We start from the raw sequence: 24,789 nt of genomic DNA, 5'->3' as shown, positions 1-24,789 counted from the left end.
CTTTATTGCACAGCAAACTGCTGGCGTACTTTACGCATCAGCAAAAAGAGCCAGGGCCACAGCACGCCATTGACTACACTACTCCAGAACACTTCCGGTCTGAAAGAGACGTTGATCACTAAAAACTCGGCCCAGAAAACAATAATGTCCACGGCCAGTGAAAGCAACATTACCACCAGCGCCTGCTGCCAGAGCGCCAGGTTACGGAAGAGCTGGAATTTCAGAGCGACCAGATAGGCGACAATGCTCATCGACAGAGCGCGCACGCCAAGTGTGGAACCGCTGATGAGATCAAGTATGGCACCCATCACAAATCCCGTCCCCACATTTACGCGGTGCGGCAGGGCCAGAATCCAGTACAGTAAGATGAGCAAAACCCAGTTTGGCCGGAAAACAATGATGTCGTCCGGCCAGGGCATGATTTGCAGCAACAGCGCAATAAGAAAAGAGAGCCAGATAACCCAGCGCCCCTGGCTACGATAGCTCGCCACCATTACCCTCCCGGCGCACGCGCAGGCGGCGTGGTCGCGCCCGAAGGCGATGGTTGCGTTGATACCGGCGCAGTCTGGCCCGCAGATGGCTGAGTAATCCCCGTCGCCGGGTCCGGCACTGGCGCCGGCGGCCCCATCGCATCCGGAGAAGGCAACACCTGCGGCATCATCTGCATCAGGCGCTCATTGGCGACGCGGTGAACCTCTTCCGGCGTCATCGGATTGGCGCCGTTACGATCGGCTCCCCACAACAGCAGCAGATAGCGTAAACGCTGCAAACCCGCGGTTGGACGAGCCTGAATGACGGTATAGGCGCGCTGAGTGTCCAGCTTGACGGAGGAGACCACCGCCACCGGATACCCTTCCGGGAAACGCCCACCAAGTCCGGACGTTACCAGCACATCGCCAACGCGAATATCGGTATTGGCGGGCAGATGTTCAAGCTGAAGATCGTCAGTGCAGCCGTTACCGGCGGCAATCACGCGGATGTCATTGCGTAGTACCTGAATCGGCAGCGCATGAGTCGCATCGCAAATCAGCAGTACGCGGCTGGTCAGTTTCGCCACGGCGACAACCTGCCCTACGACGCCTTTGTCGCTAATGACCGGTTGACCTTCATATACGCCATTAACGCTGCCTTTATCGATAACGACCTGATCGCTGTAAGGATCGTTAACCGTTGAAATAACCTGCGTCACCATTTTCTGCTCGTCCTGACGCAGCGGAGACCCCAGCAGCTCGCGCAACCGCGCGTTCTCCTGTTTGTACTGCCCCAGCATCAGCAGGTCGCTGTTTTTTAGCAGTAATTCCTGGCGCAGCGCCCGGTTTTCCAGCTCAAGCTGGTCGCGAGAAGCCAGCGTTTGCGACACGCTGTCGAGCAGTTCACGAGGGCCGTTTGAAATAAAATAGAAAGGACTGACGGCAGTGTCCATGTACGTTCGGATTTGACTGAACGTCCCCAGGCGGCTGTCGGCAATGATAACGCCGAGCGCCACCAGCACCGCCAGAATAAGGCGAATCTGTAGCGACGGGCCACGGCTAAAAATTGGCTTCATAGGCTATGCGTATTCTCGCGTCGGAGAGGCAGGATAATCCAGGGATAATCCTGCCCGTATCCAACTACTCTTCGCTGAACAGGTCGCCGCCGTGCATATCGATCATTTCCAGCGCCTTGCCGCCGCCGCGCGCCACACAGGTCAGCGGATCTTCAGCAACCACGACAGGAATGCCCGTCTCTTCCATTAACAGACGGTCAAGGTTACGCAGCAGCGCGCCGCCGCCGGTGAGCACCATACCGCGCTCGGAGATGTCTGACGCCAGCTCCGGCGGACACTGTTCCAGCGCCACCATTACCGCGCTGACGATACCGGTCAACGGTTCCTGCAACGCTTCCAGAATCTCGTTTGAGTTCAGAGTAAAGCCGCGTGGAACGCCTTCCGCCAGGTTACGGCCACGCACTTCGATCTCGCGGACTTCGTCGCCCGGATAAGCGGAACCGATTTCGTGTTTAATACGTTCTGCGGTAGCTTCACCGATCAGAGAACCGTAGTTACGACGAACGTAATTAATGATGGCTTCGTCGAAGCGGTCACCACCAATACGGACAGAAGAAGAGTAAACCACGCCGTTCAGGGAGATCACGGCAACTTCAGTGGTACCACCACCGATATCCACAACCATTGAACCGGTTGCTTCAGAAACTGGCAGACCTGCGCCGATCGCGGCCGCCATCGGCTCTTCGATCAAAAAGACTTCACGGGCGCCTGCGCCCTGAGCGGATTCACGAATCGCGCGGCGTTCTACCTGCGTCGCGCCGACCGGCACGCATACCAGTACGCGCGGGCTTGGGCGCATAAAGCTGTTGCTATGCACTTGTTTAATAAAGTGCTGGAGCATTTTTTCGGTCACAAAGAAGTCAGCGATAACGCCGTCTTTCATCGGACGGATCGCAGCGATATTGCCCGGCGTACGGCCCAGCATCTGCTTCGCATCATGACCGACTGCAGCCACGCTTTTCGGCGAACCGGCACGATCCTGACGAATGGCCACAACGGAAGGCTCATTCAATACGATGCCTTGTCCTTTTACATAAATGAGGGTATTCGCGGTACCCAGGTCAATGGACAGGTCATTGGAAAACATGCCACGAAATTTTTTCAACATACTAAGGGATAATCCTGAAAGCTGGGGCGGAAAACAAAATCCGCTTACTTTACCAACCACACGCAGCAGCGACAAGGCGCAAAAATCATCTGCTACGGTGAAAATTAGTGCAGTTCGTTTCCTTTGTTACAAATCTCGGCCTGAGTCCCTCAGGGCTGAAAAAATCAGCAGCAATCCTCGCCTTCGTTTGCAACCTGTCAAAGGTCATTCACCTGCATATTTGCTGCAACAATCTGGCGAGCAGACAAGCACACCCCCATGAGGCGCAGCGCGCGTTATTCTACGTGAAAACAAATTAAACGGCAGGTTAAACCGAGTATCTTTGCGAATATTTTTTCACGTTTGTGTCAAGTAGTTGGGAGGAGGCAAAAAAATCACCCTGCCCGCCAGCCACGCCGCGTTTTGTCAGCGTCTGCCACTCGCCGCGCGAACGGACGCCCGTCGCGTAAACCTGCGTAGGCGTACCCGCGCAGGCCTCTACCAGACTTTGAACCAGAAGCTGGTTTTCCGTTCGCTTCTCAATGTTTCTGACCAGACTCGGATGCAGCTTGAGTAATTCCACATTGAGCGCTTTAATCCAGCTCGTGCTAACCAGCGTCAAACCCGCCTGTGTCACCGCCACCCGAACGCCAAGCGCATTGACTAAGCGAAGGATGGGTTGTAACCGACTGATGTGTTGACAAACATCTGCCTCCGCAAGTTCAATAATTATGCGATTTCGCTGTGATTTTTCACACTGCATTAACGTATCGCGCAACCAGCGCTGAAAACGCGGACGAATCAGCGACTCAACCGTCAACTGCATTGCCAGATTTTCATCCGGCCAGTAGCCCAGCAACGTAATCAGGCGGCTAATTTGTAATCTGTCATACTCTTCCGATAAACCAAATTGCAACACCATCGGCATATACTCCGCCGAGCTCACCTCTTCTTTACCGTCATAGATGCGACACATCAATTCCCGATGATGCACACGACCTTCTCGCGTGACCGCCGGTTTTTGATAAAGTCGCGGTCCGCCCCGGTTCAGCATCTGCTCAATCAATGTGCGCCAGCGCACATTGCCGCGCCCTTTTTCCGGCAGAGTGTCGTCGTAGATAGCCCAGCTATTTCCCCCCTGCAGGGCGGCGTTCCGCGCCGCGGCTTCAGCATGTTCCATCACCTGCTCGGTGGACTGTCCGCTGCGCCAGGCGCAAATGCCGATATGTACCATATCGTCACGATCGAGCATTTTGTTAGCCGGTAGCGCATCGACAGCTTTTAAAAGCTGTCCGGCAATACTTTCCGCTTCTTTCAGCGTTCGATGTGGTAGCAGCACGGCAAAGTCGCTGCGGTGATAACGCGCCAGCAGCGAGCCTGGGTAACGCATAATAAATGTCGATAGCAGATTGATAAGCATAAACATCTGCTCTTCCGCCTGATTGCCTCCCAGGCTGTCGCGCAGAAGATTGAAATCTGGCAAGCGGATCATCATCACCACGCCATGCACTCCCACTTTTTCCTGATCTTCCAGCAGCGTCGCCAGCTGGTTATCAAAGAACAGACGGTTACCGAGTCCGGTTTTGGTGTCCTGCGCGGCGTAGGAACGAATGAGAGTGTCCAGGCGACTACGCTGTTCGTGAGCAAACTGAATTTCGGAAAGCAATACATCAAGCGCGCTACTGGTGCGCGCTGGCCATTCGTAAACAGAACCGCGGACATTCGCCCCGCGTTCACCGTTCAGAATACGCGTTGAGCGAATTTCCAGAAGCTCCTGCCCGGAAAGCTGCCGCTGCAGCCAGCGCACCGATAAAAACAAAATCAGAACGATAAAACCGATCGCCAGCGTCAGCGGCGCCGTGGTGATCAGTGAGTGAAAATAATTACCCATCGGGTCCTGATAAACCAGACGTAGCGACATTCCTGGATGTTTTATCAGCGGTACGACCAGCTCGCGATACATGTCGCTGGTGCCGGCTGGCCGATAACCTCTGGCGCGAGAATGGCTGTAGACGCTGCGCTCCCCCTGCAACAGATCGACACGCACAATATCGGAAGCGATCATGAGTTCGTCGATTTGCGGCGTCAGCGAGACAATATCATGGGTCACCAGGTGCGTATCAATGGCTGTCGCCGTCGCCTGCACACGGCTGACATACTTATACTGTACGGCGTTATAAAAGCTTAGCGAGCAACCTATCAGAGTCACGAAGATCGTTAACCCCGTGAGCAGCGTGATAAAAGCTGAGAATTTCGTCGTTAATCGCATCCTTGAGTTAACTCCGACGGTTATAAACAGTATGAAAAAGCGAATCTGAAGGCGGAATTCGCCACGGCGCGCAATGAAGCAGGCATACTACCAAAATGGATCTATCTGGCAATTTATTGCGTTGCATCGGCATCACGTTTTAATTAGCGAGTATAGTCTTCGTAGCTATTTTTCCAATCTACCATGTAAAGTGAGGACAGGTTATGCAGGCGTTGATCTTAGAACAGCAGGACGGTAAAACCCTCGCATCCGTGCAACATCTCGAAGAGAGTCAACTGCCGGCAGGTGATGTGACGGTGGATGTCCACTGGTCCAGCCTGAATTATAAAGATGCTCTGGCTATCACCGGAACAGGGAAAATTATCCGTCATTTTCCGATGATTCCTGGTATTGATTTCGCCGGCATCGTTCACGCAAGCGAAGATCCTCGCTTTCATGCAGGCCAGGAAGTACTACTGACTGGCTGGGGCGTGGGCGAAAACCACTGGGGCGGCCTGGCCGAACGCGCACGCGTTAAAGGCGACTGGCTGGTCGCGCTGCCTGCGGGACTGAGCAGCCGTAACGCCATGATCATCGGCACCGCCGGTTTTACCGCCATGCTGTGCGTCATGGCGCTTGAAGATGCAGGTATTCGCCCGCAAGACGGTGAGGTTGTCGTCACCGGCGCCAGCGGCGGCGTGGGCAGCACTGCCGTTGCATTACTGCATAAGCTGGGCTATCAGGTTGCAGCAGTATCAGGACGTGAAAGCACCCACGGCTATCTTAAGAGCCTGGGAGCTAACCGTATTCTCAGCCGCGATGAGTTTGCTGAATCTCGCCCGTTGGAAAAACAGCTGTGGGCCGGTTCAATTGATACCGTTGGCGATAAAGTGCTGGCGAAAGTGCTGGCACAGATGAACTATGGCGGTTGCGTGGCCGCCTGCGGCCTGGCGGGCGGCTTCGCGCTGCCGACCACCGTTATGCCATTCATTCTGCGTAATGTGCGTTTGCAAGGGGTGGACTCGGTGATGACCCCACCGGCACGTCGCGCAGAAGCCTGGGCGCGTTTGGTTAAGGATCTGCCGGAATCGTTCTATGCTCAGGCCGCCACAGAGATTACGCTGGCGGATGCGCCGAAGTTCGCCGATGCCATCATCAATAATCAGGTTCAGGGCCGTACGCTGGTGAAGATAAAATAACGTCACGTATAAAAAAATTTACACTTAATTAACTATTTATTTTTACACATTGACACACTCCCTGTCATATTCACTACACGCCATGTTGTGGTGGGTAGACCGGGAGTCTGTGATGAAAAAGATACGTCCATTAACAGAAGCCGATGTGACTGCGGAATCGGCTTTTTTTATGCAGCGCCGACAGGTGCTAAAAGCATTAGGCATCAGCGCGGCCGCCTTATCCTTACCCTCAACGGCGCAGGCCGATCTCTTCAGTTGGTTTAAAGGCAACGATCGTCCGAAAGCGCCTGCCGGTAAACCGCTTGAGTTTAGTCAGCCTGCCGCCTGGCGAAGCGATTTAGCGTTAACGCCGGAAGATAAGGTGACGGGCTACAACAATTTCTATGAGTTTGGCCTTGATAAAGCCGACCCGGCGGCCAATGCCGGAAGTCTGAAAACCGAACCGTGGACGTTGAAAATCAGCGGGGAAGTCGCGAAGCCATTTACGCTGGATTACGACGATTTAACACATCGTTTCCCATTAGAAGAGCGTATCTATCGAATGCGCTGCGTCGAAGCGTGGTCCATGGTCGTGCCGTGGATTGGTTTCCCTTTATATAAGCTACTCGCGCAGGCACAGCCCACCAGCCACGCTAAATATGTGGCATTCGAAACGCTATACGCGCCGGATGATATGCCAGGACAGAAAGATCGCTTTATTGGCGGCGGACTGAAATACCCTTATGTCGAAGGGCTACGTCTGGACGAAGCCATGCATCCGCTGACTCTGATGACCGTTGGCGTCTATGGTAAGGCGTTACCCCCGCAAAACGGCGCGCCTATTCGACTCATCGTTCCATGGAAGTATGGTTTTAAAGGTATTAAATCTATTGTCAGCATTAAACTCACCCGCGAACGTCCGCCAACCACCTGGAATTTGTCGGCTCCCAACGAATATGGTTTTTATGCCAATGTGAACCCGCATGTGGATCATCCACGCTGGTCTCAGGCTACCGAACGCTTTATTGGTTCAGGCGGTATCCTCGATGTGCAAAGACAGCCGACGCTGCTGTTTAACGGCTACGCCAATGAAGTCGCTTCGCTGTATCGCGGTCTCAATTTGCGGGAGAATTTTTAAGTGCGTCTGACAGCAAAACAGATAACCTGGCTAAAAGTTTGTCTGCATCTTGCCGGTTTTTTGCCGCTTCTGTGGCTCTTTTGGGCGATAAATCACGGTGGACTCAGCGCAGACCCGGTAAAGGATATCCAACACTTTACCGGCAGAACCGCGCTCAAATTTTTGCTCGCCACCTTGCTGGTTTCACCGCTGGCGCGCTACGCTAAACAGCCATTATTGATACGCACACGCCGCCTGTTAGGATTATGGTGTTTCGTTTGGGCTACGCTGCATTTAACCAGCTATGCCTTACTGGAACTGGGGATACATAACCTGGCGTTGTTAGGAAGCGAGTTGATTTCACGCCCTTATTTGACGCTTGGGATCATTAGCTGGCTGGTGTTATTGGCGCTGACGTTGACCTCAACGCAATTTGCGCAGCGTAAATTGGGCAAACGCTGGCAAACACTGCATAACGTCGTCTATCTTGTCGCGATCCTGGCTCCCATACATTACCTGTGGTCGGTAAAGATTTTATCACCGCAACCGGTCATCTACGCGGCATTAGCGTTAGCCCTTTTAGCGTTGCGTTACCGGAAGTTTCGCCAGTGGTGGCGCTAGTTCGGTGAACTGTGCGGTCGATTGCAAAACGCAAAACAGGTAATGTCCTTTTTATGTTTCGGGTTGATTATCTTCCCTGATAAGACCAGTATTTAGCTGCCAATTGCGACGAAATAGTTATAATGTGCGACTTTACATTGCCCAACGGCGATTTTCGTTCGCAGAAAGGGTGACAATCGAGCAATGAAGGTATATTTTGTTTTTTGCCCGAAAATGGCAGAAGATAGCCACACAATGACTGGCAAATCATGAATTTCACCTTCGGGTGCTACGGCATAACAGGCAAATCAAAGATGCGCGGTATTTTACCCGCGGCAGTCATTCACATGCTTTACAGACGGCGCTAAAACGCCTGTCACAATCACACTAAACAAAGAGTACGGAACCCACTCATGGATATTCGTAAGATTAAAAAACTGATCGAGCTGGTTGAAGAATCAGGTATCTCCGAACTGGAAATTTCTGAAGGCGAAGAATCTGTTCGCATCAGCCGCACAACGGCAAACGCCGGTTTTCCGGTGATGCAGCAGGCTTATGCGGCGCCGATGATGCAGCAACCCGCTCTGTCTAACGCTGTCGCGCCAGCGGCTACTCCAGCAATGGAAGCGCCTGCCGCAGCGGAAATCAGTGGTCACATCGTACGCTCCCCAATGGTTGGTACTTTCTACCGCACCCCAAGCCCGGACGCGAAAGCGTTCATCGAAGTGGGCCAGAAAGTGAACGTGGGCGATACCCTGTGCATCGTTGAAGCCATGAAAATGATGAACCAGATCGAAGCAGACAAAGCAGGTACTGTGAAAGCGATTCTGGTCGAAAGTGGTCAACCGGTAGAATTTGACGAGCCACTGGTCGTCATCGAGTAACGAGGCGAACATGTTGGATAAAATTGTCATCGCCAACCGCGGCGAGATCGCACTACGTATTCTTCGAGCCTGTAAAGAACTCGGCATCAAGACCGTCGCTGTGCACTCAAGCGCGGATCGCGATTTAAAACACGTATTGCTGGCGGATGAGACGGTCTGTATTGGCCCGGCACCGTCCGTAAAAAGTTATCTGAACATCCCGGCTATCATTAGCGCCGCTGAAATCACCGGCGCGGTGGCAATCCACCCGGGTTACGGCTTCCTTTCTGAGAACGCCAATTTTGCCGAGCAGGTTGAACGCTCCGGCTTTATCTTTATCGGCCCGAAAGCGGACACCATCCGCCTGATGGGTGATAAAGTGTCCGCGATTACCGCGATGAAAAAAGCGGGCGTGCCGACCGTACCAGGATCTGACGGCCCGCTGGGCGACGATATGAATGCGAACCGCGCTCATGCCAAACGTATTGGCTATCCGGTGATCATCAAAGCGTCTGGCGGCGGCGGCGGCCGCGGTATGCGCGTGGTTCGTAGCGATGCTGAACTGGCGCAGTCCATCTCCATGACCAAAGCGGAAGCGAAAGCGGCTTTCAGCAACGACATGGTATACATGGAAAAATACCTGGAAAATCCACGCCACATCGAAATTCAGGTGCTGGCGGACGGCCAGGGCAACGCTATCTATCTGGCGGAACGCGACTGTTCCATGCAGCGTCGCCACCAGAAAGTGGTTGAAGAAGCCCCGGCGCCAGGCATTACGCCGGAACTGCGTCGCTATATCGGCGAACGCTGCGCGAAAGCGTGCGTAGACATCGGCTATCGCGGCGCAGGGACGTTCGAATTCCTGTTCGAAAACGGCGAGTTCTATTTCATCGAAATGAACACCCGTATTCAGGTTGAACACCCGGTGACTGAAATGATTACCGGCGTCGATTTGATCAAAGAGCAGTTGCGCATCGCGGCGGGTCAGCCGCTGTCGATCACACAGGACGAAGTTGTCGTTCGAGGCCATGCGGTAGAATGCCGTATCAATGCTGAAGATCCGAACACCTTCCTGCCAAGCCCTGGCAAAATCACGCGCTTCCATGCGCCTGGCGGCTTTGGCGTTCGCTGGGAATCTCATATCTACGCGGGCTACACGGTGCCGCCGTACTATGATTCCATGATCGGCAAACTCATCTGCTACGGTGAAAACCGCGACGTGGCGATTGCCCGTATGAAAAATGCCCTGCAGGAACTGATTATCGATGGTATCAAAACCAATATCGATCTGCAGACCCGCATCATGAATGACGAGCACTTCCAGCACGGTGGAACCAACATCCACTATCTGGAGAAAAAACTCGGTCTTCAGGAAAAGTAATCGCACGTTAATCTCAAAAGGCCGGTGAATCCGGCCTTTTTTATTTCTGGGGATAGCGATGCCCCATCATGTACAATTCCCGCTTTCTTCACCCATAAGGGACAAAAAATGGACGCTCGTTTTGTTCAGGCCCATAAAGAGGCGCGCTGGGCGCTGTGGCTGACCCTTTGCTATCTGGCGGCATGGTTAGTGGCTGCTTACTTACCTGGAGACTCGCCGGGAATTACCGGTCTGCCGCACTGGTTCGAGATGGCCTGCTTATTGACGCCGCTGGTCTTTATTTTGCTGTGCTGGGCGATGGTGAAATTCATTTATCGCGATATTTCGCTGGAGGATGACGATGCAGCTTGAGGTCATTCTACCGCTGGTAGCCTATCTGATCGTGGTCTTCGGGGTCTCGATTTACGCTATGCGCAAGCGTACCGCCGGCACCTTTTTAAACGAATATTTTCTTGGCAGCCGTTCGATGGGCGGGATCGTGCTCGCGATGACGCTTACCGCCACCTATATTAGCGCCAGTTCATTTATCGGCGGTCCCGGCGCGGCTTATAAATACGGTCTGGGCTGGGTCTTGCTGGCGATGATCCAGCTTCCCGCCGTCTGGCTTTCACTGGGTATTCTGGGTAAAAAATTCGCTATCCTGGCGCGTCGCTATAATGCCGTCACGCTTAACGATATGCTATTCGCGCGTTACCAAAGCCGCCTGCTGGTGTGGTTGGCAAGCCTGAGTTTATTGGTCGCGTTTATTGGCGCAATGACCGTACAATTTATCGGCGGCGCGCGACTGCTGGAAACCGCGGCGGGAATTCCCTACGAAACCGGCCTGCTAATATTTGGCGTCAGTATCGCACTCTATACGGCGTTTGGCGGCTTTCGCGCCAGCGTACTTAACGATACGCTACAGGGCCTGGTGATGCTGGTCGGCACGATAGTGCTGCTGGTGGGCGTGGTGCATGCGGCGGGCGGTCTAAGTCAGGCCGTTGACACGCTGCACGCTCTCGACCCCAAACTGGTAACGCCGCAGGGCGCCGATGACATACTTTCTCCCGCCTTTATGACCTCTTTTTGGGTACTGGTCTGTTTTGGCGTGATTGGTCTGCCGCATACGGCGGTGCGCTGCATCTCCTATAAAGACAGTAAAGCGGTACACCGGGGCATTATTATCGGTACGATTGTCGTGGCGATTTTAATGTTCGGGATGCACCTTGCCGGCGCGCTGGGTCGCGCGGTGCTTCCGGATCTGACGGTGCCGGATCTGGTGATCCCAACGCTAATGGTGAAAGTTTTGCCGCCGTTTGCCGCCGGGATCTTCCTCGCTGCGCCAATGGCGGCGATCATGTCGACAATTAACGCCCAACTGCTGCAAAGTTCCGCGACGATCATTAAAGATCTCTATCTCAACCTGCGCCCCGATCAGATGCAAAATGAGATCCGGCTGAAGCGTATGTCGGCAGTGATTACATTACTGCTAGGCGCGCTGTTGCTGCTGGCCGCATGGAAACCGCCAGAGATGATCATTTGGCTCAACCTGCTGGCGTTTGGCGGCCTGGAAGCGGTGTTCTTATGGCCGCTGGTATTGGGCCTTTACTGGGAGCGGGCAAACGCGGCAGGCGCGTTAAGCGCCATGATCGTGGGCGGCGTGCTATATGCCCTGCTTGCCACATTTAATATTCAGTACCTGGGCTTTCATCCGATTGTGCCCGCGTTACTGTTAAGTTTATTGGCTTTTCTGATCGGAAACCGATTCGGCTCTTCCGCTTCGCAAGCCACCGTATTGTCTACTGATAAATAAAGAGTTTTGCCATGCCATGGATCCAATTGAAACTGAATACCACCGGCGCGAATGCTGAAGAGCTGAGTGATGCGCTGATGGAAGCGGGTGCCGTTTCCATTACCTTTCAGGATACGCACGATACGCCGGTTTTTGAGCCGTTGCCGGGCGAAACCCGTCTGTGGGGCGATACCGATGTGATCGGTCTGTTCGACGCCGAAACCGACATGAAAGACGTTGTCGCGATTCTGGAGCAACATCCGCTGCTGGGTGCCGGATTTGCCCATAAAATCGAACAACTGGAAGATAAAGACTGGGAACGCGAATGGATGGATAATTTCCATCCGATGCGTTTTGGCGAGCGTCTGTGGATTTGTCCCAGCTGGCGTGACATTCCGGACGAGAATGCCGTCAACGTGATGCTCGACCCGGGACTGGCGTTCGGTACGGGTACGCACCCCACCACCTCTTTATGTCTGCAATGGCTGGACGGGCTCGATCTCAACGGCAAAACCGTGATCGACTTTGGCTGCGGTTCAGGCATTCTGGCGATTGCCGCGCTGAAGCTGGGAGCGGCAAAGGCGATTGGTATTGATATCGATCCGCAAGCTATTCAGGCCAGTCGCGATAATGCCGAACGCAACGGCGTGTCTGACCGGCTGGAGCTGTACCTGCCGAAAGACCAGCCAGAAGCCATGAAAGCCGACGTGGTCGTCGCTAACATCCTGGCAGGCCCATTACGCGAACTGGCCCCGTTAATCAGCGTACTGCCCGTTGAGGGCGGTCTGCTGGGGCTTTCAGGTATTCTCGCCAGCCAGGCGGAAAGCGTCTGCGATGCTTACGCCGAGCTTTTCACTCTCGACCCGGTCGTCGAAAAAGAAGAATGGTGCCGCATTACTGGCCGTAAAAAATAATTCTTGTCAGCGTGGTCGCCCGGCCACGCTTTTCTCCACACAACTGCCTTAACACCTTTCTGTCACCGAGACATCATTAAATTCATCAAATGAATGCCTGAAATAACTTCTTTGTCACTATCCGTCTGGATAAACAGCTGCTACCAGCGGACAAAAGGTACTGGCGTTTTAACGGGTGGCAGCCATCGTCCTCGTGCTTAGTAAATGCTGTCCGGGTTGTTCTGCAGCATCCGCTAACCCTCTCTTCAACGCAGCTGGAAAAATTTATCCGTGCCATTCATGAACACAAAAGCGCATCTGTGCGCCCCCTTCCGACTGGCAACGGAGAAAAGTCACGCGCAGCGGGAAGTGATCTTGTCCTGAAACGAGACGGCGATCCCATTCATTTGGGGTAATTAGCTTATAAAAAAAGCAGATTATTCCGCTTATCTTGTTTCTGGTCGAAGAAATAGAGAGAAGTTACGGGAATTTGTAAGCGCGTACAAAACCGCCGACAACAAATAACCCTATGATTTTACTGAATTATAAATTTATTTTGCTGTTTTTAAGCACGATTCATTGATCTACAACAGTGGATTGTTCAAAGTTTGGCCTTTCATCTCGTGCAAAAAATGCGTAATATACGCCGCCTTGCAGTCACAGTATGGTCATTTCTTAACTCATGCGCATCGGACAATATCAGCTCAGAAATCGCCTGATCGCAGCGCCCATGGCTGGCATTACTGACAGACCTTTCCGGACGCTGTGCTATGAGATGGGAGCAGGATTGACAGTATCCGAGATGATGTCTTCTAACCCGCAAGTGTGGGAAAGCGATAAATCTCGTTTACGGATGGTGCACGTTGATGAGCCAGGTATTCGCACGGTGCAAATTGCCGGTAGCGACCCTGTTGAGATGGCCGATGCCGCACGTATTAACGTGGAAAGCGGCGCCCAGATTATTGATATCAATATGGGGTGCCCGGCGAAGAAAGTGAATCGTAAGCTGGCAGGTTCAGCCCTCTTGCAGTACCCGGATTTAGTGAAGTCTATACTCATCGGGGTCGTAAACGCAGTGGACGTTCCTGTGACTCTCAAGATTCGCACCGGCTGGGCGCCGGAACACCGTAACTGCGTAGAGATTGCCCAACTGGCTGAAGATTGTGGTATTCAGGCTCTGACCATCCATGGCCGCACCCGCGCCTGTTTGTTCAACGGAGAAGCTGAATACGACAGTATTCGGGCAGTTAAGCAGAAAGTTTCCATTCCGATTATCGCGAATGGCGACATTACTAACCCGCATAAAGCCAGAGCTGTTCTCGACTATACAGGGGCGGATGCCCTGATGATAGGCCGCGCAGCTCAGGGAAGACCCTGGATCTTTCGGGAAATCCAGCATTATCTGGACACTGGGGAGCTGCTTCCGCCGCTGCCGCTGGCAGAGGTAAAGCGCTTGCTTTGCACGCATGTTCGGGAACTGCATGACTTTTACGGTCAGGCAAAAGGGTACCGAATCGCGCGTAAACACGTCTCCTGGTATCTCCAGGAGCACGCTCCAGACGACCAGTTTCGGCGCACATTCAACGCTATTGAGGACGCCAGCGAACAGCTGGAGGCGTTGGAGGCATACTTCGAAAATTTTGCGTAAACAGAAATAAAGAGCTGACAGAACTATGTTCGAACAACGCGTAAATTCTGACGTACTGACCGTTTCTACCGTTAACTCTCAGGATCAGGTAACCCAAAAACCCCTGCGTGACTCGGTTAAACAGGCACTGAAGAACTATTTTGCTCAACTGAATGGTCAGGACGTTAATGACCTGTATGAGCTGGTACTGGCTGAAGTAGAACAGCCCCTGTTGGACATGGTGATGCAATACACCCGTGGTAACCAGACCCGTGCTGCTCTGATGATGGGCATCAACCGTGGTACGCTGCGTAAAAAATTAAAAAAATACGGCATGAACTAATTTCGATTAGCTAACTGCTTGTTTAAAAAGGCGCTACTCGGCATGGGGAAGCGCCTTTTTTATACGCATCACATGGAATTTGGTCATGAAAGCGGAATGTGAACCTCAGTACTTTGGCGATGAATCGAAGAAGATTATTCACGGTGACGCGCTAACAGAACTTAAAAAACTGCCTTCTGAAAGCATTGACTTAATTTTTGCCGATCCGCCTTACAATATCGGAAAAGATTTCGACGGTATGGTGGAATCCTGGGACGAAGCGTCTTTTCTGGCCTGGCTGTATGAATGCATTAATGAATGCCACCGCGTACTGAAGAAACACGGCACCATGTACATCATGAATAGCACAGAAAATATGCCGTATATCGATCTCAAATGCCGAACGCTTTTTACCATCAAAAGCCGTATCGTCTGGTCCTATGATAGTTCCGGGGTGCAGGCGAAAAAATACTTTGGTTCTATGTATGAACCGATCCTGATGATGGTAAAAAACCCGAAAAGCTATACCTTTAACCGTGACGCGATTCTGGTCGAAACCACGACGGGCGCTAAGCGCGCGCTAATCGATTATCGAAAAAACCCGCCCCAACCATACAATCAGAAAAAAGTGCCGGGCAACGTCTGGTCATTTCCTCGCGTACGTTATCTGATGGATGAATATGAAAACCATCCTACGCAAAAACCCAGCGCGCTGTTAAAACGGATCATACTGGCCTCTTCTAACCCGAGCGATACCGTATTGGACCCTTTCGCGGGCAGTTTCACCACAGGCGCTGTCGCAGCGGCGTCAGGTCGTAAGTTTATCGGTATTGAACTCAATAATGAGTACGTAAAAATGGGGCTCAGAAGATTGAGCGTCACTTCGCATTATTCAGAAAATGAACTTGCAAAAGTCAAAAAGAGAAAAACACAAAACCTGTCCAAAAAGCAGCGAAATGTCGGGATAAACGCGCTATCTTCAGAGAAGTAAAAGCATTGTAAGTCCGCTTTTCAGCGTCAAAATTTCATGTATATTCCCAGCACGCATGGGCATGAATACACAGGATTTGACGATGATACGTAAGTATTGGTGGCTGGTTGTTTTTGCCGTCTCCGTTTTTCTTTTTGATGCGCTTTTGATGCAATGGATCGAATTGATGGCGACTGAACAGGATAAGTGCCGAAACATGGATTCGGTTAACCCTCTTAAATTGATCAATTGTACCGATCTGGAGTAGCGAATCGGGCGATTTAACCTATGATTATTTATCGCCCGGATTTCTTTTATCCCTTATAAAAACAGGGAATTAAAACACGTTGAGGATAAAAGAAGGGGTGATACTGTCTCGTCCTGTTCTTTTCCTGCATAACCAATGAGCTAATGATACATGCCGGTTAGTGAGTACAACCACATCCTTGTGGCGGTTTCATTTGCTGTCGCTATTTTTGCGTCCTATACCGCATTAAATATGGCCGGACGCGTAGCCGGAAGCGCCCGATCAAACGCCAGAATATGGCTAATGGGCGGCGGCTTCGCGCTGGGCGTCGGTATTTGGGCGATGCATTTTGTCGGGATGCTGGCGATGGATCACGCGATGAACATGCGCTTCGATCCGTTCCTCACCGGCCTCTCCATGCTGATCGCGATCGGCTCCTCCCTGTTTGCGCTATGGCTGGTTAGCGCTGAAAAACTGCGCCTGCGCCGTTTACTACCGGGCGCGCTGGTGATGGGACTGGGCATCAGCGCAATGCATTATACCGGGATGGCGGCGCTGCAATTTGCTTCCATTATCGTCTGGAATAGCGCGTGGGTTGCCCTCTCTATCATTATCGCGCTACTGGCGTCCTGCGGCGCGCTGTGGCTCACGTTCCGCCTGCGTAATGAGGGAACAGATGTCGCCCTGAGGCGAGCAGGCGCCGCGGTATTAATGGGAATAGCTATCGCCGGCATGCATTACGCCGGTATGAAGGCCGCACACTTTCCCCAAAACTGGCCGATGGAGCATCGTGGCGTCGATAGCAACTGGCTGGCTGTTCTTGTCAGCGTGGTCGCGCTGACTATCCTGGGCATTACTCTGCTGGTTTCTTTATTTGACGCCCGGCTTCAGGCCCGTACCGCACTACTTGCCTCTTCACTGGCGCAGGCGAACCAGGAACTGGCGCAGCTGGCGCTGCATGATACGCTCACCCGTTTACCAAACCGGGTACTCCTTGAGGATCGTCTGGAACAGGCCATCAGCAAAGCGAATCGGGAAAACACGTCTTTCGCGCTACTGTTTATGGATCTGGATGGCTTTAAAACCGTTAATGACGCCTATGGTCATGATATTGGCGATAAGCTACTGGTGGCGGTCACGCATCGTCTGAACCAACCGCTGAGCGGTCAGTTTACCCTGGCGCGGATTGGCGGCGACGAATTTGTGCTGCTTGCAGAAGTCAGCGCGCCTGACGAAGCGGCTTCCCTTGCCAGCGCGCTGGTACATTCGATAGATGCGCCCTTTACGATAGATCTGTATGAACTGGTCGTCACCCTTAGCGTGGGAATAGCGCTCTATCCGCTGGACGGAAAAAACGAACGGGAACTGATGTTCAACGCCGATGCCGCAATGTACCACACGAAGCATACGGGGCGTAACGGATACCATTTCTTTCAGCCATCAATGAATATGCTGGCGCAAACCCAACTTCAGCTAATGAATGACCTGTGGCTGGCGCTGGAAAGACAAGAGCTCAGGCTGGTGTATCAGCCTAAATTTCAGGCTCCTGCCGGCCCCATTGTAGGATTTGAGGCCCTGTTGCGCTGGTATCATCCAAAACAAGGCGTACTGAATCCTGACCAGTTTTTACCGCTGGCGGAAAAAACGGGTCTTATCGTCACTATCGGTAGCTGGGTGATAGACGAGGCGTGTCGACAGCTCCGCGAGTGGCACTTACAGGGATACGCCTTATGGTCAGTGGCGGTAAATCTGTCCGCCTTACAATTTGAGCAGCCCGGGCTTGTGGACACCATTACGCGGAGCCTGGCCCGACACAATATCCGTCCCGATTTATTGATTCTGGAAATCACCGAAACCACGGCGATGAACAAGCCAGAGCAAAGCGTCGCTATACTCACCAGATTAACGGAAATGGGGGTTAAGGCCTCTATTGACGACTTTGGCACCGGCTATTCCAGCCTTCTCTATCTGAAACGTCTTCCGGCGTGCGAACTAAAAATTGATCGCGCTTTCGTACATGAACTCAGCGAGGCAGGCGACGGCGCGACCATTGTTGCGGCTATTGTCGCGCTGGCGAAAGCGTTAAATCTGCAAATTGTGGCAGAAGGGGTAGAAAATGAAACGCAGCAACAATTTTTGACCCAGTTAGGATGCCATACGCTTCAGGGGTTCCTGCTTGGCAAGCCGCGTACGGCAGAGGAAATTGCTCGCGATATTCGGGACCCTGCCAATATATTCACAAGGTAAATATATAATATCAACTCAAAATAATCTCAGGCTTCTTCCGCCTGTTGTTCATTTGGCATTAATTGCCTCACACTGCCATCCGGGCTTAGCATTTTTAATACATTATCGACTAATGCAGGCGCCTGCTTATAAAGATCATAACTTGTGGGATTCATTAACCAGTTCTTTACTATTCCGCTAAAACTACCATGCAGAATAATTAATATGACATCCAGATCAAGACTGCCTGAGATCAGCTTTTTATCCATACATCGCTGTAATACTTCAAGCAGAGACTGATGATGGAAACCCATCTTCTCCCGAATGGCCTGTTCCGATATCATACCATTATGGAATTCACATTTATGATATAAAATCTGCATTAATGCCTGCTGACGAGGCACTGCCGCAATATATTGTAAGGCTGCAATAAATTTCTCTCGTAGATCCTGTAAAGGATTATCATTCCAGCATCCCGTAAGCCTATCCTGAATAAGTTCGCGTAAAGGTGGTTGCTGTAACCAAACCTCATTAAACAACTGCGTTTTATTCTCAAAGTGCCAGTAGATGGCGCCCCGCGTGACATCAGCGGCATCAGCGATATCATTCAGCGTCGTGTTGGCAACGCCGCGCAAAGCGAACTGTGCAATAGCGGTTTCAATCAAGTGTTGCCGCGTTTTAAGCGCATCCGCCTTCGTTTTCTTCGCCATAATTAAGATATCCTGGACCATAAAAACGATAAATACGCTGATAAAATACTCAGCACAAAAAACAACTTTACCATGTCCTTTTTAGTCAGACGAGAGACAGCCATTTTTATTTCGCACAATATCGCCAAATCAATAATAAAAACAAATAAATTAATAAAACATATTCATATAAAATATATATTTCTAATTATGTTATTCAACATCATGATTTTACTAATCGGGACATTATGAAACGACAGGGAATAGTTCTTTTTTTTGCTTTTATGTGCCGTGAACCCCATCCCAAAATAAGTATTGCTTACATCACAAGCTAATAATTTGTAGGATACCCCACTGCTATTCTATTTTTCGCGCGTTAACGCCTTACCGTTATCCGGTGAATAACGAGCTTTCGGTTTTTTAAGGAACAGTAATGACGAAACATGCCAGGTTTTCACTCCTGCCCTCATTCATCATATTCTCTGCTGCGCTGCTGGCCGGTTGTAATGACCAGGGAGATACCCAGGCTCATGCCGGCGAGCCGCAAGTCACCGTCCATGTGGTCGAAACAGCGCCGCTAGCCGTAACGACCGAACTTCCCGGACGTACGTCCGCATTTCGCATTGCAGAGGTTCGCCCCCAGGTGAGCGGGATCGTGCTTAAAAGAAACTTCACCGAAGGTAGCGATGTAGAGGCCGGGCAGTCGCTTTATCAGATCGATCCTGCCACTTATCAGGCCGATTATGACAGCGCTAAAGGCGAACTTGCTAAAAGCGAAGCGGCTGCGGCTATCGCGCACCTGACGGTCAAACGCTATGTTCCACTGGTCGGCACAAAATATATCAGCCAACAGGAATATGATCAGGCGATTGCCGACGCCCGCCAGGCCGATGCCGCCGTTGTGGCGGCAAAAGCCGCTGTTGAAAGCGCGCGTATTAACCTTGCGTATACCAAAGTAACCTCACCCATCAGCGGGCGTATAGGAAAATCTAATGTGACTGAAGGCGCGCTGGTGACTAATGGTCAGTCAACTGAACTGGCTACCGTGCAACAACTCGATCCGATTTATGTCGACGTGACGCAATCAAGCAACGACTTTATGCGACTCAAGCAATCCGTCGAACAAGGTAACCTGCATAAAGACAGCGCCAGTAGCACGGTTCAACTGGTAATGGAAAATGGTCAGGTCTACCCGATTAAAGGCACGCTGCAATTTTCCGACGTTACCGTAGATGAAAGCACCGGCTCTATCACGCTCAGGGCGGTGTTCCCTAACCCGCAACACAGTCTGCTTCCCGGTATGTTTGTTCGCGCCCGCATTGATGAAGGCGTCCAGCCCAATGCCATCCTTGTCCCCCAGCAGGGCGTAACCCGCACGCCGCGCGGCGACGCAATGGTGATGGTGGTTAACGATAAAAGCCAGGTCGAAGCCCGCAATGTCGTGGCGGCGCAGGCTATTGGCGATAAATGGCTCATCAGCGAAGGGTTAAAACCGGGCGATAAGGTCATCGTCAGCGGCTTACAAAAAGCGCGACCGGGCGTCCAGGTGAAAGCCACTACCGATGCTCCTGCAGCGAAAACGGCGCAATAAGGTAACCGTACATGGCAAACTTTTTTATTAGACGTCCTATTTTCGCCTGGGTTCTGGCCATTATCCTGATGATGGCTGGCGCACTGGCAATAATGCAACTTCCCGTTGCGCAGTATCCAACCATTGCGCCGCCAGCGGTTTCTATTTCTGCAACCTATCCTGGCGCGGATGCGCAGACGGTACAGGATACGGTTACTCAGGTTATCGAACAAAATATGAACGGTATCGATAACCTGATGTATATGTCCTCTACCAGCGACTCTGCTGGTAGCGTGACCATCACCCTGACCTTCCAGTCCGGAACCGATCCGGATATCGCGCAGGTTCAGGTGCAAAATAAATTGCAGCTCGCCACGCCTTTACTGCCGCAAGAAGTCCAGCAGCAGGGGATTAGCGTTGAAAAGTCCAGCAGCAGCTTTTTGATGGTCGCCGGGTTCGTCTCGGATAATCCGAACACTACCCAGGACGACATCTCTGACTATGTCGCCTCTAACATTAAGGATTCTATCAGCCGTCTTAATGGTGTGGGCGACGTTCAGCTATTTGGCGCACAGTACGCCATGCGTATCTGGCTGGATGCGAATCTGCTAAATAAATACCAGCTCACGCCAGTTGACGTCATCAACCAGTTAAAAGTACAGAACGACCAGATTGCGGCAGGCCAACTGGGCGGCACGCCAGCATTACCGGGCCAGCAGCTTAACGCCTCAATCATCGCCCAAACGCGTCTGAAAGATCCGGAAGAGTTCGGCAAAGTTACGTTGCGTGTCAATACCGACGGTTCTGTCGTCCATCTCAAAGATGTCGCGCGTATTGAGCTTGGCGGTGAAAACTATAACGTTGTAGCGCGCATTAACGGTAAACCGGCCTCCGGTCTCGGTATTAAACTGGCGACCGGCGCTAACGCGCTGGATACCGCAACCGCAATCAAAGCGAAACTGGCGGAACTGCAGCCTTTCTTCCCTCAGGGAATGAAGGTGGTTTATCCTTATGACACAACGCCCTTCGTAAAAATATCTATCCACGAAGTGGTAAAAACGCTGTTTGAAGCGATTATTCTGGTGTTCCTGGTAATGTATCTGTTCTTACAGAATATCCGGGCAACCCTGATTCCTACCATCGCTGTTCCTGTCGTGTTGCTAGGCACTTTTGCGGTACTCGCCGCCTTTGGCTATTCCATCAATACCCTGACGATGTTCGGCATGGTACTGGCGATAGGACTGTTGGTTGACGATGCGATAGTGGTCGTAGAAAACGTTGAACGTGTAATGATGGAGGATAACCTTTCTCCCCGAGAGGCGACGGAAAAATCCATGTCGCAGATTCAGGGAGCGCTGGTTGGTATCGCGATGGTACTGTCTGCGGTATTTATCCCGATGGCCTTTTTTGGCGGTTCGACCGGGGCAATTTATCGCCAGTTCTCTATTACTATTGTTTCAGCAATGGCGCTATCCGTTCTGGTTGCGTTGATTCTGACGCCAGCACTGTGCGCTACGCTGCTTAAACCCGTATCTGCTGAACATCACGAGAAAAAAAGCGGCTTCTTTGGCTGGTTCAATACCAGGTTTGACCACAGCGTTAACCACTATACTAACAGCGTAAGCGGCATCGTGCGTAATACGGGTCGCTATCTCATTATCTATCTGCTTATTGTAGTCGGAATGGCGGTTCTGTTTTTACGCCTCCCGACCTCCTTCCTGCCGGAAGAAGATCAGGGGGTATTCCTGACCATGATTCAGCTCCCCTCTGGCGCTACGCAAGAACGTACGCAGAAAGTGCTGGATCAAGTCACTCATTACTACCTGAATAATGAAAAAGCGAACGTCGAAAGCGTGTTTACCGTAAACGGCTTTAGCTTTAGCGGTCAGGGACAAAACTCAGGGATGGCATTTGTCAGCCTTAAACCCTGGGAAGAGCGTAACGGTGAAGAAAATAGCGTCGAAGCCGTTATCGCCAGAGCGACACGCGCCTTCAGCCAGATTCGCGACGGGTTGGTGTTCCCCTTCAACATGCCGGCAATTGTCGAGTTAGGTACCGCGACAGGTTTCGACTTTGAACTGATTGATCAGGGAGGGCTCGGTCACGATGCGTTAACGAAAGCGCGTAATCAACTCCTGGGTATGGTCGCGAAGCATCCTGATCTATTAGTGCGCGTACGCCCGAACGGGCTGGAAGACACGCCACAGTTCAAGCTGGATGTCGATCAAGAAAAAGCGCAGGCGCTCGGTGTTTCGCTGTCTGATATCAACGAAACCATCTCCGCGGCGTTGGGCGGCTATTACGTTAACGACTTTATCGATCGCGGACGAGTGAAAAAAGTATACGTTCAGGCTGACGCTCAGTTCCGTATGCTGCCGGGAGATATCAACAATCTTTATGTACGCAGCGCCAATGGCGAGATGGTGCCCTTCTCTACCTTTAGCTCAGCACGGTGGATTTATGGTTCGCCACGCCTGGAACGCTATAACGGGATGCCGTCAATGGAACTGCTCGGCGAAGCAGCACCCGGACGAAGTACCGGTGAAGCAATGTCGTTAATGGAAAACCTGGCTTCACAGCTGCCAAACGGTATTGGCTATGACTGGACAGGTATGTCGTATCAGGAACGGTTGTCAGGTAACCAGGCACCGGCGCTGTACGCAATCTCACTCATTGTCGTTTTCCTCTGCCTTGCCGCTCTGTATGAAAGCTGGTCAATTCCGTTCTCGGTAATGCTGGTCGTACCGCTCGGTGTGGTTGGCGCTCTGCTTGCAGCGTCATTGCGCGGTCTGAACAATGACGTTTACTTCCAGGTTGGCTTGTTAACCACTATTGGCCTTTCTGCTAAAAACGCCATCCTGATTGTCGAGTTCGCCAAAGATCTCATGGAGAAAGAAGGACGTGGATTGATTGAAGCGACGCTGGAAGCATCCCGTATGCGTTTACGTCCTATTCTAATGACCTCGCTGGCCTTTATTCTCGGGGTAATGCCGTTAGTTATCAGTCGTGGCGCAGGTAGTGGGGCACAGAACGCAGTAGGCACAGGGGTTATGGGGGGAATGTTAACCGCAACCTTATTAGCTATCTTCTTCGTGCCAGTATTCTTCGTTGTTGTAAAACGCCGATTTAATCGCCATCATGATTAACCGGTAAACAGAGGCGTCTTCGGACGCCTTTTTAAACGGTACGTCTTTATCTCCGCTATTCCCCCCTCTCCGCTTACTTTTGCATTCTCCATAGTTTTTACAATTCACATGAATTGAGATGATTCCTCATGTCGGCCATTTTTTCTGTGGTGGTAAAATAACTCTCGTTTTCGCAGCGGTTAGAGCCAGCATTTACGTTGCTGTACTTCGCGAAACGCTGATTAATGAGGTAACACCATGAAAAGACTAATTCCAGTTGCATTGCTTACCACCTTATTGGCAGGTTGTGCACATGATTCTCCCTGCGTACCGGTTTATGACGATCAAGGGCGGCTGGTTCATACCAATACATGTATGAAAGGTACAACGCAGGATAACTGGGAGACAGCAGGCGCTATCGCTGGCGGCGCTGCGGCGGTAGCAGGGTTGACGATGGGTATCATTGCGCTTTCTAAATGATACATGCAGGCGCGGCAATGCCGCGCTTTCAGTAATAATATAAAGGTCGTAAGGATACTCAGCGACGTAATCTATTCAGCCTATCCCCCGAAAGTTAACACGATAAAACGCTCTCTTTTCTTACTCGCCCATCCCGATGGTATTTATTCTATTCCTTGTCCGATGCAGACAAAATTGTAGCTTGATAGCATCGTAAGCCGCATTACAAACAGGCTTTATACAGTAAGACTTAGAGCGTGATCATTAGGCGTAATTATTACAGACAGTCTGGATATAAACCGGAGCATACACGTAATACATGAGGATTTTGAGCACTGTCCCAGGGCCAAACTGGCAAATAAAATAGCCTAATGGGCCAGATTCTTAGTCCTCAGCGAATATCTCTATTGCTTATTAGAGGCGTAAGTAAAAGCCGTTTGTACATCTACTTCAGCACGGTTCACATTCGATGGTTCAGGCGGATATATGGCGGGAAATCACGTTGACTAAAACGGTTTTTATCCACTCTACGAAGATGTTTAAAACGCGTCGGCGTCATTATCCGATAACTTTTTCCATAGAGAGATAAATGCAAAAAGGCCCAGTCTTTCGATTGGGCCCTTTGCTTTATTTGATGTCTGGCAGTTTATGGCGGGCGTCCTGCCCGCCACCCTCCGTGCCGTTGCTGCGCAACGTTCAAATCCGCTCCCGGCGGATTTCTCCTCCTCAGGAGAGCGCTCACCGACAGACTACAGACAAAAACAAAAGGCCCAGTCTTTCGACTGAGCCTTTTGTTTTATTTGATGTCTGGCAGTTCCCTACTCTCGCATGGGGAGACCCCACACTACCATCGGCGCTACGGCGTTTCAC

General features: G+C 51.7%; 21 protein-coding genes. 16 read left to right on the top strand and 5 right to left on the bottom strand.

Going from position 1 to position 24,789, the window contains the following annotated elements:
- Nucleotides 1-2: 2 nt before the first annotated feature.
- The 4 genes from mreD to csrD form a co-directional block, all read right to left on the bottom strand.
- Nucleotides 3-491: a rod shape-determining protein MreD gene (gene mreD, locus ACLD4F_RS21120; RefSeq protein ID WP_000179403.1), complete on the bottom strand. Its 489-nt coding sequence runs from the start codon at nt 489-491 to the stop codon at nt 3-5.
- A gap of 2 nt (nt 492-493) precedes the next feature.
- Nucleotides 494-1,546: a rod shape-determining protein MreC gene (gene mreC / locus ACLD4F_RS21115; RefSeq protein ID WP_000802538.1), complete on the bottom strand. Its 1,053-nt coding sequence runs from the start codon at nt 1,544-1,546 to the stop codon at nt 494-496.
- 64 nt (nt 1,547-1,610) lie between these two features.
- Nucleotides 1,611-2,654 carry a rod shape-determining protein MreB gene (gene mreB, locus ACLD4F_RS21110; RefSeq protein WP_000913396.1) on the bottom strand — a complete coding sequence of 348 codons (1,044 nt, stop codon included), beginning with the start codon at nt 2,652-2,654 and terminating at the stop codon, nt 1,611-1,613.
- Between the two features lie 307 nt (nt 2,655-2,961).
- Nucleotides 2,962-4,902, bottom strand: a complete 1,941-nt coding sequence (gene csrD / locus ACLD4F_RS21105) for an RNase E specificity factor CsrD (protein ID WP_001241381.1) — start codon at nt 4,900-4,902, stop codon at nt 2,962-2,964.
- 203 nt (nt 4,903-5,105) lie between these two features.
- Between csrD and ACLD4F_RS21100 the strand changes: the two genes are divergently transcribed.
- The 13 genes from ACLD4F_RS21100 to ACLD4F_RS21040 all read left to right on the top strand — a co-directional run bounded on the left by ACLD4F_RS21100 (nt 5,106) and on the right by ACLD4F_RS21040 (nt 18,097).
- On the top strand, nt 5,106-6,080 hold the full coding sequence (locus ACLD4F_RS21100) for an MDR family oxidoreductase (protein WP_411011018.1): 975 nt from the start codon (nt 5,106-5,108) through the stop codon (nt 6,078-6,080).
- Between the two features lie 112 nt (nt 6,081-6,192).
- Nucleotides 6,193-7,197 (top strand): protein-methionine-sulfoxide reductase catalytic subunit MsrP, encoded by a 1,005-nt coding sequence (gene msrP, locus ACLD4F_RS21095; protein ID WP_000723876.1) that lies wholly within the window; start codon nt 6,193-6,195, stop codon nt 7,195-7,197.
- Nucleotides 7,198-7,797 carry a protein-methionine-sulfoxide reductase heme-binding subunit MsrQ gene (gene msrQ, locus ACLD4F_RS21090; protein WP_001240053.1) on the top strand — a complete coding sequence of 200 codons (600 nt, stop codon included), beginning with the start codon at nt 7,198-7,200 and terminating at the stop codon, nt 7,795-7,797.
- Nucleotides 7,798-8,189: 392 nt separating this feature from the next.
- A complete protein-coding gene (accB, locus tag ACLD4F_RS21085; RefSeq protein ID WP_000354626.1) occupies nt 8,190-8,660 on the top strand; it encodes an acetyl-CoA carboxylase biotin carboxyl carrier protein in 471 nt (156 codons plus the stop codon).
- A gap of 10 nt (nt 8,661-8,670) precedes the next feature.
- Entirely contained in the window at nt 8,671-10,020 is a 1,350-nt protein-coding gene (accC, locus tag ACLD4F_RS21080) for an acetyl-CoA carboxylase biotin carboxylase subunit (protein ID WP_000884627.1), read from the top strand.
- A gap of 108 nt (nt 10,021-10,128) precedes the next feature.
- Nucleotides 10,129-10,371 carry a YhdT family protein gene (locus tag ACLD4F_RS21075; RefSeq protein WP_000340018.1) on the top strand — a complete coding sequence of 81 codons (243 nt, stop codon included), beginning with the start codon at nt 10,129-10,131 and terminating at the stop codon, nt 10,369-10,371.
- Entirely contained in the window at nt 10,361-11,812 is a 1,452-nt protein-coding gene (gene panF, locus ACLD4F_RS21070; protein WP_001175686.1) for a sodium/pantothenate symporter, read from the top strand. The genes ACLD4F_RS21075 and panF overlap by 11 nt, the downstream gene beginning before the upstream one ends.
- Before the next feature lie 11 nt (nt 11,813-11,823).
- Nucleotides 11,824-12,705 (top strand): 50S ribosomal protein L11 methyltransferase, encoded by an 882-nt coding sequence (gene prmA / locus ACLD4F_RS21065; protein WP_001145849.1) that lies wholly within the window; start codon nt 11,824-11,826, stop codon nt 12,703-12,705.
- Nucleotides 12,706-13,366: 661 nt separating this feature from the next.
- Nucleotides 13,367-14,332 (top strand): tRNA dihydrouridine synthase DusB, encoded by a 966-nt coding sequence (gene dusB / locus ACLD4F_RS21060; RefSeq protein ID WP_001219664.1) that lies wholly within the window; start codon nt 13,367-13,369, stop codon nt 14,330-14,332.
- 25 nt (nt 14,333-14,357) lie between these two features.
- Nucleotides 14,358-14,654, top strand: a complete 297-nt coding sequence (gene fis / locus ACLD4F_RS21055) for a DNA-binding transcriptional regulator Fis (protein ID WP_000462905.1) — start codon at nt 14,358-14,360, stop codon at nt 14,652-14,654.
- Nucleotides 14,655-14,739: 85 nt separating this feature from the next.
- Complete coding sequence (yhdJ, locus tag ACLD4F_RS21050; protein WP_411011017.1) at nt 14,740-15,624, top strand: adenine-specific DNA-methyltransferase; 885 nt, start codon at nt 14,740-14,742, stop codon at nt 15,622-15,624.
- Between the two features lie 82 nt (nt 15,625-15,706).
- Entirely contained in the window at nt 15,707-15,871 is a 165-nt protein-coding gene (locus ACLD4F_RS21045; protein ID WP_000620015.1) for a DUF2556 family protein, read from the top strand.
- Between the two features lie 150 nt (nt 15,872-16,021).
- A complete protein-coding gene (locus ACLD4F_RS21040) occupies nt 16,022-18,097 on the top strand; it encodes a putative bifunctional diguanylate cyclase/phosphodiesterase (RefSeq protein ID WP_411011016.1) in 2,076 nt (691 codons plus the stop codon).
- 26 nt (nt 18,098-18,123) lie between these two features.
- On the opposite strand, the gene envR is transcribed toward ACLD4F_RS21040, so the two are convergent.
- Nucleotides 18,124-18,786 carry an acrEF/envCD operon transcriptional regulator gene (gene envR / locus ACLD4F_RS21035; protein WP_001085725.1) on the bottom strand — a complete coding sequence of 221 codons (663 nt, stop codon included), beginning with the start codon at nt 18,784-18,786 and terminating at the stop codon, nt 18,124-18,126.
- 412 nt (nt 18,787-19,198) lie between these two features.
- Between envR and ACLD4F_RS21030 the strand changes: the two genes are divergently transcribed.
- From ACLD4F_RS21030 to ACLD4F_RS21020, 3 genes are all read left to right on the top strand, one after another.
- On the top strand, nt 19,199-20,356 hold the full coding sequence (locus ACLD4F_RS21030) for an efflux RND transporter periplasmic adaptor subunit (protein WP_000160383.1): 1,158 nt from the start codon (nt 19,199-19,201) through the stop codon (nt 20,354-20,356).
- An 11-nt stretch (nt 20,357-20,367) separates the two neighbouring features.
- The gene (locus ACLD4F_RS21025; RefSeq protein WP_001273283.1) at nt 20,368-23,481 is read left to right on the top strand and encodes an efflux RND transporter permease subunit; all 3,114 of its coding nucleotides are present in this window, start codon (nt 20,368-20,370) and stop codon (nt 23,479-23,481) included.
- Nucleotides 23,482-23,718: 237 nt separating this feature from the next.
- Nucleotides 23,719-23,940, top strand: coding sequence for a membrane protein (locus tag ACLD4F_RS21020; protein WP_000825645.1), 222 nt, complete (start codon nt 23,719-23,721; stop codon nt 23,938-23,940).
- Nucleotides 23,941-24,789: the final 849 nt, after the last annotated feature.

It is taken from the genome of Salmonella sp. 741265050_HSA, assembly GCF_046569445.1.
Classification (GTDB): domain Bacteria; phylum Pseudomonadota; class Gammaproteobacteria; order Enterobacterales; family Enterobacteriaceae; genus Salmonella; species Salmonella enterica.
Note: the sequence above shows the minus strand (reverse complement) of the source record. Positions and strands in the feature narration are given on the sequence as shown.